At 62.2% G+C, this 9,150-nt stretch carries 10 protein-coding genes and 4 pseudogenes; 12 read left to right on the top strand and 2 right to left on the bottom strand.

Annotated features, from left to right (window positions below):
- The 12 genes and pseudogenes from BVER_RS32880 to BVER_RS25205 all read left to right on the top strand — a co-directional run.
- Positions 1 to 125 (top strand): annotated as a pseudogene (locus BVER_RS32880) (IS5/IS1182 family transposase); the annotation flags it as partial.
- A gap of 346 nt (positions 126 to 471) precedes the next feature.
- Complete coding sequence (locus tag BVER_RS25255) at positions 472 to 1,440, top strand: CobW family GTP-binding protein (RefSeq protein WP_050455594.1); 969 nt, start codon at positions 472 to 474, stop codon at positions 1,438 to 1,440.
- A 33-nt stretch (positions 1,441 to 1,473) separates the two neighbouring features.
- Entirely contained in the window at positions 1,474 to 1,977 is a 504-nt protein-coding gene (locus BVER_RS25250) for a DUF1097 domain-containing protein (RefSeq protein WP_050455593.1), read from the top strand.
- A gap of 28 nt (positions 1,978 to 2,005) precedes the next feature.
- Positions 2,006 to 2,743, top strand: a complete 738-nt coding sequence (nthB, locus tag BVER_RS25245; RefSeq protein ID WP_050455595.1) for a nitrile hydratase subunit beta — start codon at positions 2,006 to 2,008, stop codon at positions 2,741 to 2,743.
- A gap of 19 nt (positions 2,744 to 2,762) precedes the next feature.
- Positions 2,763 to 3,386, top strand: coding sequence for a nitrile hydratase subunit alpha (gene nthA, locus BVER_RS25240; RefSeq protein WP_050455592.1), 624 nt, complete (start codon positions 2,763 to 2,765; stop codon positions 3,384 to 3,386).
- A 10-nt stretch (positions 3,387 to 3,396) separates the two neighbouring features.
- Positions 3,397 to 3,732: a nitrile hydratase accessory protein gene (locus tag BVER_RS25235; RefSeq protein ID WP_050455591.1), complete on the top strand. Its 336-nt coding sequence runs from the start codon at positions 3,397 to 3,399 to the stop codon at positions 3,730 to 3,732.
- A gap of 30 nt (positions 3,733 to 3,762) precedes the next feature.
- Positions 3,763 to 3,972 (top strand): CbtB domain-containing protein, encoded by a 210-nt coding sequence (locus BVER_RS25230; RefSeq protein WP_050455590.1) that lies wholly within the window; start codon positions 3,763 to 3,765, stop codon positions 3,970 to 3,972.
- A 13-nt stretch (positions 3,973 to 3,985) separates the two neighbouring features.
- A pseudogene (locus BVER_RS25225) lies at positions 3,986 to 4,771 on the top strand (CbtA family protein).
- Positions 4,768 to 5,760, top strand: coding sequence for a GlxA family transcriptional regulator (locus BVER_RS25220; protein WP_050455589.1), 993 nt, complete (start codon positions 4,768 to 4,770; stop codon positions 5,758 to 5,760). Before BVER_RS25225 ends, BVER_RS25220 begins: the two are co-directional and overlap by 4 nt.
- Positions 5,761 to 5,822: 62 nt before the next feature.
- Positions 5,823 to 6,272, top strand: a complete 450-nt coding sequence (locus BVER_RS25215; protein ID WP_050455588.1) for a MarR family winged helix-turn-helix transcriptional regulator — start codon at positions 5,823 to 5,825, stop codon at positions 6,270 to 6,272.
- 39 nt (positions 6,273 to 6,311) lie between these two features.
- The gene (locus BVER_RS25210; protein WP_050455587.1) at positions 6,312 to 6,620 is read left to right on the top strand and encodes a hypothetical protein; all 309 of its coding nucleotides are present in this window, start codon (positions 6,312 to 6,314) and stop codon (positions 6,618 to 6,620) included.
- A pseudogene (locus tag BVER_RS25205) lies at positions 6,617 to 7,990 on the top strand (DHA2 family efflux MFS transporter permease subunit). Before BVER_RS25210 ends, BVER_RS25205 begins: the two are co-directional and overlap by 4 nt.
- Positions 7,991 to 8,010: 20 nt before the next feature.
- Here the strand turns inward: BVER_RS25205 and BVER_RS25200 are convergent.
- The gene (locus BVER_RS25200; protein WP_083452345.1) at positions 8,011 to 8,964 is read right to left on the bottom strand and encodes a Csu type fimbrial protein; all 954 of its coding nucleotides are present in this window, start codon (positions 8,962 to 8,964) and stop codon (positions 8,011 to 8,013) included.
- Positions 8,965 to 9,022: 58 nt separating this feature from the next.
- Positions 9,023 to 9,150 (bottom strand): annotated as a pseudogene (locus BVER_RS32875) (IS5/IS1182 family transposase); the annotation flags it as partial.

Here is a 9,150-nt window from a genome sequence, read left to right as displayed (position 1 = left end):
TCTTTAAGCGTATCAAGCATTTTCGTCGCGTCGCCACTCGATATGACAAACTCGCCCACAGCTACCTCACCTTTGTCTCCATCGTGTCTGCCTTCGGGCCGCTCTTAAATGTGAACAGGACCTAGTGACGCTCTGACGGCGTCCATTTGCCATTACAGTAGCTATCGGGAGATTCTTGAGCGGCAAATGCGCGTCGGGCGAATAGCGCGGATCGGGTACGAATTAATGCGAAGAAACCGTTGCCGATCGGAAATGAAGCACGCGCTGCACCCTTGCAATGCGCGCCGCGCACCGTCATGCGCCATCGCGTCGCGGCGCTTTTTGTCCGTCCGTTGCCGTTTCGGATAAAACGGACATCCGGCCGATCGCGTCGCGCCAAGTATCAACCGGGCGCGGCCAAGCGTCCGAAACCGGCCCGGAAGTCGCTAAAGGTGATGCGTTCTCGATCGACGCCCGCGAAGGATCATCACCATGCGACCCGCCAGAGTGCCCGCCACGGTCATCACCGGTTTTCTCGGAGCCGGCAAGACGACCCTCGTCAATCATCTGCTCGAAACCACGCGGCCGATGCAGATCGGCATCGTCGTCAACGAATTCGGCGAAGTCGGAATCGACGGCCAGTTGATCGTCGCCTACGAACGCGCGGTGATCGAGATCAACAACGGCTGCGTGTGCTGCACCGTGCGCACCGATCTCGTCGCCAGCGTGCGCGACATGCTGATGCGCTTCGGCGATCGCCTGGAACGGCTGATCATCGAAACCTCGGGACTCGCCGATCCTGCGCCCGTGCTGCAAACCTTTCTCGCCGATCCCGACGTGCGCGAGCGCGTGGAACTGGAATCGGTCGTCGCCGTGGTCGACGCGATGCACGCGCACGCCCAGCTTCACGACGATATCGCGCGCGAGCAGGTGGTGTTCGCCGACCGCATCGTGATCAACAAGACGGATCTCGTTTCGAGCGATGCCTTGAGCACGCTCGTCGGCGAGATTCGCAGGCTCAATCCGACCGCGCGCATCGAATACGCGCAGCGCTCGGCCATCGATGCGCACGCGCTGTTCAACACGCGCAGCTTTTCGGTCGACAACCTGCTCGCCATCGAACCGGGTCTGCTCGACGAAGACGGCCACGATCACGAACACGACGACAGCATCGCTTCGTGCGCGATCGTGGTTCCCGGCGCCATCGACGCGACGCGTTTCAATCGATGGATCAATCAGCTCGTGCAGACCAACGGGCAACAGCTCTTGCGCATGAAGGGCGTGCTCAACATGCACGACGAACCGCGCCGCCTGCATTTTCATAGCGTGCACATGCTGCTCGACACGAAGTTCGGCCGTGCATGGATGCGCGACGAAACACGCGAAAGCCGCTTCGTGATGATCGGCCGGAACATCGACGCCAGGCAGATGCGCGATGGCCTTCTGAGTTGCATGAACTGACACCTCAACCAGTTTTCTTCAAGGAGCACGCGCATGAAAAAGCCAGAGGCATACACCGTGAGTATCGGCGTTTTGGCCGTCGTCGATACATGGCTCACGGGCACGATCTTTCCGGTTCCGGTCTGGGTAACGTTTATCGCCTGGGCGTCGTTTTTCGTGCTCGGCGGCGGGCGCGCGGGCTTCGTCAAGAGCGTGGCGTCGAATCTCACTGGGTTAGTGATTGCTTCGGTAACCTTACTATGTATCGCGACGACGAGCGGCAGCGCCATCGCGGTGGCGGTGCTGGTGGGCATCGGCAGCGCGGCGATGGTGCAGGCATCGAAGATCAAGTTGCTCGATGTGTTGCCCGCCATCGTCTGGGGCTTCGCATCGACGGTCGGCACGATGGTGGCGACGGGCAAAGGCATTACCACGGCGGGCATCGGCAATCCGGCGCTGGTCGCCGCCGCCGCGCTCGTGATGGGCGCGATCTTCGGCTTCGTGTCCGAAGTCGTCGGCGAGGCGCTGCAATTCAAACGCGAGCATGGGCTCGGATGAGACCGGATCAATTCAAGCGGAGCACAACGTGAAGCTACAACATCATCTTGGCGGCATCGAAAATCTGGGGCCGGTCAGCACCGAGAAGCGCGTGTTCGTGGAGCCGTGGGAACAGCGCATCTTCGGCATTCATACGGTCATGATGGCGGAGAGCGCGCATCTGTCCGACGCGCTGCATCGCTATCCGGTCGATACGCTGCCCACCGCGTTCAAGAGCGACTGGACGTGGGCGTCGCTGCGCACCGGCGCGGAAGACATGCAGCCGTTCGAGTACTTCAAGTACCGCTACTACGAAAAATGGCTCGGCGGCATTGCGCAGTTCTTTGTCGATCAGGGCTATATCTCGGCGCAGGAACTCGCGGATAAAACCGCTCACTACAGCGCGCATCCCGATGCGCCGTTGCCCGATCATCCCAATGCCGAACTGACCGCGCAGATCGATGCGTACTTGCAGAACGGCGACTCCGGCTATCACGCGCTCGACGGCGCGGCGCGTTTTCGTGCGGGCGATGCCGTGCGTATCGGCGATCCCGAAGCGGTGGATCACACGCGTCTGCCGGGCTATTTGCGCAACAAGACCGGCGTGGTCGATCTCGTGTATCCCGGCGCGTTTTCGTATTTCGTTTCGACGGACGTGGACGGAATCGGCGCGCCGATGCCTGTCTATCGCATCGCCTTCGATGCCGCGTCGATCTGGGGCAAGAGCGAAGCGAACACGACCATTTACGCCGACCTGTACGAAGCCTACGTGCAGCCCGCCGCCTGAATCAGGACACGAGCCCATCATGACCCAACTCTTCGAATTTCCCGACGACCGCGAAGCATCGAGCGCCGCTAAAGTGCGCGCACTGGAAGCCTTGCTGATCGAAAAAGGCGTGATCGCCACCGACTCCGTCGATGTCGTGCTCAAGCACTTCGAGACGATGGCCGGTCCCTTCAACGGCGCGAAGATCGTCGCGCGCGCCTGGGTCGATCCCGAGTACGGCAAGCGTCTGGTCGAGGACACGCCGAAAGCCATCGCCGAACTGTCGCTGCCGCTCGGCATGACGGGCGCGGAAGGCGAGCATATGGCCGCCGTCGCCAACGATGCGAACGAGCATAACCTGATCATCTGCACGCTGTGTTCGTGCTATCCGTGGCCGGTGCTCGGCTTGCCGCCGTATTGGTACAAGGACCCGGTTTTCCGCGCGCGCGGCGTGCGCGAACCGCGCGCCGTGTTGCAGGAATTCGGCGTGGATGTGCCCGCTTCGAAGGACGTGAAAGTGTGGGACAGCAGCGCGCAGATCCGCTGGTTCGTGGTGCCGGAGCGCCCCGCGAACACGGAACATTTGAGCGCGGAAGAACTCGCCGCGCTGGTCACGCCCGAGTCGATGATGGGCGTCGCGCTCGCCAACGCGCCCACGGTCTGAGGAGCGCGTCATGTTCACGCGTTTCGAGGAATACGCGGCTGCGTCGATGCTCGGCGCGCCGGATTCGCCACCGCGTCTTGAGGGCAAGCTGTTCTTCACCAATCGATGGGAGCGCGACGTGTTCGGTCTCGCGCTCTCGCTGTCGAAGGCGGGCTGCTTCGAGTGGGAAGACTTTCGCCAGAGCCTGATCGCGTCGATCGGGAAATGGGAGGCGATCGACTGTGCGAATCAGCCGCGCTGGGACTACTACGAGCGCTTTCTGGAAGCGCTGCTGAACGTGGTCGAGACGAGCGGCATGCTGTCGCGCGGCGAGATCGAAGCCATCGCGACGGCGCGCAGGCGCTGATTTTTATCTGACATTTCTGGAGATACTTTCATGAATCAAGCCGTTCTGCATCCCGCCGAAACCTTTGAGCGGATTCCGCTGCGTGAACTGTTGCCGTGGATGATCTTCGGCGGATTGCTGATGCTGCTCGCGTTGTATTTCGTCGGCGCGGAGCAGGGCGCGACGTCGATCTTCCAAGGCATGGCGATCCACGAATTCGTGCATGACGGACGCCATCTGCTGGGCTTTCCTTGCCACTAACGAGGAGACGACGATGGTCGGCAAACTACTGATGCGCGGCATGCTCGTCGGCATGATCGCGGGGCTGCTGGCGTTCTGCTTCGCGCGGATCGCGGGCGAGCCGCAAGTCGAACGCGCGATTGCGTTCGAAGCCCACGAACACCACGAAGCTCACGGCCACGCCGGCGATGCGCCCGAGCCCGAAATCGTCAGTCGTGAGACGCAGGCGGGCGCGGGCTTGCTGACGGGCGTGGTGGCTTACGGCGCGGCGTTCGGCGGCCTGTTCGCGCTGTGCTTCGCGGCTGCGTGGGGACGCGCGGGCAACATGGGCGCGCGGCCGCTTGCGGTATGGCTGGCGCTCGCGGCATTCGTCGCCCTGGTGGTGTTGCCGGCGCTGAAATATCCGGCGAATCCGCCTTCGGTCGGCGCGCCGGAAACCATCGGCATGTGAACCGCGCTTTATTTTCTGTGCATGGGGATTTCCGTCGCCATTACACTGCTGTCGATGACCGTACGCCAAACTCTGTCGCGCACATGGGGCTATGCCAACGCGACGCTCGCAGCTCTCCTGGCGTTCGCGATCATGGCCGCCGCGATGCTCGCGCTGCTGCCGGCCATCGACGAAGTGCCCGCCGAGTTTCCCGCCACGCTGCTGTGGAAGTTCCGGGTGGCGTCGATCGGCATGCAGGCGATCATCTGGACGGTCATCGGCGCGGCGTTCGGCGTGATGGCGGAACGCATCGCGCTGCCCGGTGCGTCGCGCGCGCGTCGGGCCGCGCATAACACGCCTGTTTTCAGAGGATCCGGATATCCGCGATGAAACGCATCAAGGTCGGAATGCTCGTCTTTCCCGGATTTCAACTGCTCGATATCGCCGGGCCGAAGGATGCGTTCGCCGAAGTCAAAGTGCTGAGCCGAGGCGAATGCGAGTACGAAATGATGATGGTGGGCACGACGCGCGGCACGGTGCAATCGTCGAGCGGACTGACCACCGTGCCGGATCGCACGATCTTCGATCCGTGTTCGGAGTTCGACACCATCATCGTGCCGGGCGGCCTCGGCATTTTCGACGCCTTCGACGATCCCGCGCTGAGCGATTGGCTGCGCGCGCAGCATCGGCAGTGCCGCCACGTGTCCGCGATCTGCAACGGGCTGTTCGCGCTGGGATCGGCGGGGCTGCTCGACAACAAACTCGTGACGACTCACTGGATGGACGTGCCGCGGCTCGCCAGCACGTTTCCGAAGGCGCGTATCGAGCTCGATCATATCTTCGTGCGCGACGGCAGCATCTACACGACGGCCGGTGTCACGGCGGGCATCGACTTGTCGCTCGCGATGATCGAAGACGACTTCGGGCGGCAAATGGCGCTCGATGTCGCGAAGTATCTGATCGTCTATCTGCGTCGCGCGGGCGGACAGTCGCAGTTCAGTCCGCTGCTGGAAACGCAGGCGTCGCCCGGTTCGCAGACGGTCGAGCTGCAGCAGTTCATGCTCGATAACCTGCATGTCGGTCATACGGTGACATCGCTCGCGGAGCGCGTGCATATGAGCGCGCGCAATCTCTCGCGCATCTTCGCGAAAGATTGCGGTATCACGCCGATGACCTTTCTCGCCAATGCGCGTATCGATGCCGCGCGGCGCTACCTCGAAGCCACGGAATTGCCGCTGCGGGAAATCGCGCGCCGCTGCGGCTTCGACGACACCGACGGATTTCGCCGCACGTTCCTGCGCCGTTTGCAGATCAATCCGGTCGAGTATCGCGATCGCTTCAGATCGAAACCGGTGCGCGAAAAGGCCGATGTGAAGTGATGGCAGTCGGCAAGTAGACAGTCAAACTTGCAAGTTTAACTGTCTTGTTCCATGCTTCGCGCATGGCCCGCTCCCGTGAATCCACTCCACCGCTGGATGGCGTTGTCTCCGATCTGACGCTGGCTGTCGGCCAGCTTTTGCGTCGGTTGCGCAGCGCCAGTCCCGGCGATCTGAACCTGTCGCAATCCAGCGCGCTCGCGCGACTCGAACGCGAAGGCCCGATGACGACCGCGGATCTCGCGCGTGCCGAATCGATGAAGCCGCAGTCCATGAAAACCATCCTCGCCGGCCTCGAAGACGAGGCATGCGTCGCGCGCGAACCGCATCCCACGGACGGCCGCCAGATCCTGTTCGCGATCACGCGCAAAGGGCTGAACGAGCGCAAGCGGCGCACGACGGCCAAGCGCGAATGGCTGCTGGCGAAGCTCGAAGAATTTGATCCGCAGGAAGTCGCGACGCTTGCAGCGGCCATTCCACTCATCAGGCGGCTCGGCAATTATATGGATAACTAATTTTCTGGGTTTTCCCGATTTTTGTTGAAAGGACGAACCATGAGTGTCGTTGCGATCTTTTTCGCGGGTGCCTTCCTCTGCAACGCGATGCCGCATCTCACCGCAGGTTTGCGCGGCGAGGTGTTTCCGTCTCCGTTCTCGAGGCCGCATGGCAAGGGGCCGTCGTCGTCGCTGGTCAATTTTCTGTGGGGGATGCTGAACGCGGCGATCGGTCTGGCGCTGCTGATGCATCATCCGTTCGCGCCCGGCGTGAACGCGGATAGCGTGGCGTTGCTCGTCGGCGTGCTGGTCATGGGCGTTTTCGCGTCGCTTCATTTCGGCCGGGTGCGTCGCGAAGGTCTGTTTTGAGCGCGACGCAACGCGATCGGCTCGATCCGCAAATCTGGAAGATCACCGCCGTCGCCGTACTCGGTTCGCTGCTCGCACAACTGGATGCGACGATCGTCAATGTGTCGCTGTCGGGTCTCGCGCAGGATCTCCACGCCACGTTGCCGGCGATTCAATGGGTGACGAGCGGTTATCTGCTCGCGCTTACGCTGGTGCTGCCGCTCAACGGCTGGCTGATCGACCGGATCGGCGACAAGGCGCTTTATCTGTGGTGCTTTTCGTCGTTCACGGTCAGTTCGCTGCTGTGCGGCTTCGCATAGTCGGCCGATGCGCTGATCGGCTTCCGTCTGTTGCAAGGCGCGAGCGGCGGTTTGCTCGCACCGATGGCGCAACTGATGATGAAGCGCGCGGCGGGCAATCAGTTCACGCGCGTGGCCGGCTACGCGACCGTGCCGATCCTGCTCGGTCCGCTGCTTGGTCCAGTGATCGCAGGCGTCATTCTTCGACATGCGTCGTGGCGCTGGCTGTTTCTCGTGAATCTGCCGATCGGTGTGCTGGCGCTGGTTTTGTCGGTGCTGTTCCTGCCGGACGATCGTGAAGTTCGTCAGCCGCGAGAACTAGACTGGCTAGGTCTGGCTTTGCTGTCGCCGGGGCTCGGATTGATATTGTTCGGCGCGGAGCGCATCCGGCAACACGAGGGCATCGTCGCGATGGTTGTGGGCGTTGTGTTGCTCGCGTGTTTTGTGCGGGTGGAAGTGCGCAAGGCCGAGCGGGCGCTGATCGATCTCGGTTAGTTTCGGCAGCGCACGTTCGCGGTGGCGTCATGCGCGCAATTCCTGTCGAACGGCGTGGTGTTCGCGGGGCAGATGTTGATTCCGCTTTTTCTGATTCAGGCGTGCGGCCTATCTCCTTCGCAGATGGGCTGGCTGCTCGCGCCGCTCGGTCTGGGCATGATGGTCGCGTTTCCTACGCTCGGCTTTCTGACAGGCCGCTTCGGCAATCGCGCGGTCGCGACCGGTGGCGCGTTGCTGTCGCTCGGCGCGACCTTGATGCTGGCGTGGCTAGCCTCGCGTCCGCTGCAGGTGGCGGCGCTCGTGCCGGCCTTGTTCGTGCGCGGCGCCGGCCTCGGCGCGATGGCGCTGCCGGCGATGTCGGCCGCGTACGCATCGGTCGAACCGCGCAATCTGCCGATGGCGACTACGACGCTCAATATCCTCCAGCGGCTCGGCGGCCCGACTCTAACGACGCTATGCGCGCTGGCGCTGGCGGAACTACTTGGCGCTCAGCACGCGCTTGCCGGATGGAATGCGTGGGAGGCGACGTTCCTGCTGCTCGCCGCGCTGCATGCGGCAATGGCGCTGACGGTGGCGTGCTTGCCGAATCGCGGATAACGCAACCGACGTTATTCCAATCAGTAGGTGATCATGGCGATGACCGTATCGATATACGATCCCGGCGTCGAAGTCGTCTGAGCGGGAACGCGGCCATAGACGGGGATATTCTGCGTCGATCCGCTTCCCACGCCCGCATAGGCAGAGGTTCCGCTCGTTCCCTCGCCCCAAGGCTTCGTCAACGACGAATCCTGATATAGCTGGTATTTGACCTGCTCGCTGCCGCCGCTGCGTGTCATCGTCCGGTTCGCGACCGTCGCGCCGCTTCCGCTGCCGGCACTGAGCGCGACGGAATACGCTGCATTATTCGTGCACGCGACGCTGATCGTTCTGTTCGACACGATGGCCGATTTCAGCAAGCCCGAGACCCCGAAGTTGATGTTCGAGGCGTTGATCGTGCAGTCGTTGATGACGGTGGCTTGCACCGTGAAGGAAAGCGAACTCGGCGCGCCCGTTATCGTCGAGCATGTCGGCGGGTTGGAGAGCACATACGCTTGATACGTCATCTGGGCCTGCGTCGTGCCCGAGAAAGTCGACAGATAGGTTCCGGCGACGAGCTTCGATTGCCCCGGTAAAACGCGGCCATAAATGGGGACGACGATGTAGGCCGTCACGAGAGCGGTCAACGGAAAGTCGACCGTGACGGGGGAATATCCCGCCAGTTGCGAACCCCACATCGATGTCGCGGCGCTGTCGGAGTACAGGTTGTATTGCAGCGTGTTCGTTCCGCTAGTCGCCGTGCGCGGCGTGTATGAGTTTCCACCGCTTCCGGTGCCCAGGCTGACGCAGGCTCGAACCGGCAGATTGAGCAGTCCCGTGCAGGAGACCGTGATCGACCCGGTAGCCGTTGTGGCAGATGTCGTCGCGGGAGAAATCTGCCCGAAGTCCACCGATGAAACCGTGGCCGAGCAAGTCTGCGCCAAGGCGTGATGGGTTCCCCAACATCCAAAGCAGAAAGCAATCGCGATCCGCATGAACCGCGTCCACCATGACGTCATGACATCGATTCCGATTACGGCGATCTTGCTCAGGTTAGGTCCTGCTCACATTTAAGAGCGGCCCGAAGGCAGACACGATGGAGACAAAGGTGAGGTAGCTGTGGGCGAGTTTGTCATATCGAGTGGCGACGCGACGAAAATGCTTGATACGCTTAAAGAAGC

This window comes from Candidatus Burkholderia verschuerenii (genome assembly GCF_001189365.1).
Classification (GTDB): Bacteria; Pseudomonadota; Gammaproteobacteria; order Burkholderiales; family Burkholderiaceae; genus Caballeronia; species Caballeronia verschuerenii.
This window is presented reverse-complemented; position numbering and strand designations above follow the sequence as displayed.

What these genes read in the sequence shown, in the direction of transcription:
- BVER_RS25255 (WP_050455594.1), top strand. Translation starts at nt 472, where the DNA reads ATGCGACCCGCCAGAGTGCCCGCCACGGTCATCACCGGTTTTCTCGGA.
- BVER_RS25250 (WP_050455593.1), top strand. Translation starts at nt 1,474, where the DNA reads ATGAAAAAGCCAGAGGCATACACCGTGAGTATCGGCGTTTTGGCCGTC.
- nthA (WP_050455592.1), top strand. Translation starts at nt 2,763, where the DNA reads ATGACCCAACTCTTCGAATTTCCCGACGACCGCGAAGCATCGAGCGCC.
- BVER_RS25235 (WP_050455591.1), top strand. Translation starts at nt 3,397, where the DNA reads ATGTTCACGCGTTTCGAGGAATACGCGGCTGCGTCGATGCTCGGCGCG.
- BVER_RS25230 (WP_050455590.1), top strand. Translation starts at nt 3,763, where the DNA reads ATGAATCAAGCCGTTCTGCATCCCGCCGAAACCTTTGAGCGGATTCCG.
- BVER_RS25220 (WP_050455589.1), top strand. Translation starts at nt 4,768, where the DNA reads ATGAAACGCATCAAGGTCGGAATGCTCGTCTTTCCCGGATTTCAACTG.
- BVER_RS25215 (WP_050455588.1), top strand. Translation starts at nt 5,823, where the DNA reads ATGGCCCGCTCCCGTGAATCCACTCCACCGCTGGATGGCGTTGTCTCC.
- BVER_RS25210 (WP_050455587.1), top strand. Translation starts at nt 6,312, where the DNA reads ATGAGTGTCGTTGCGATCTTTTTCGCGGGTGCCTTCCTCTGCAACGCG.
- BVER_RS25200 (WP_083452345.1), bottom strand. Translation starts at nt 8,964, where the DNA reads ATGCGGATCGCGATTGCTTTCTGCTTTGGATGTTGGGGAACCCATCAC.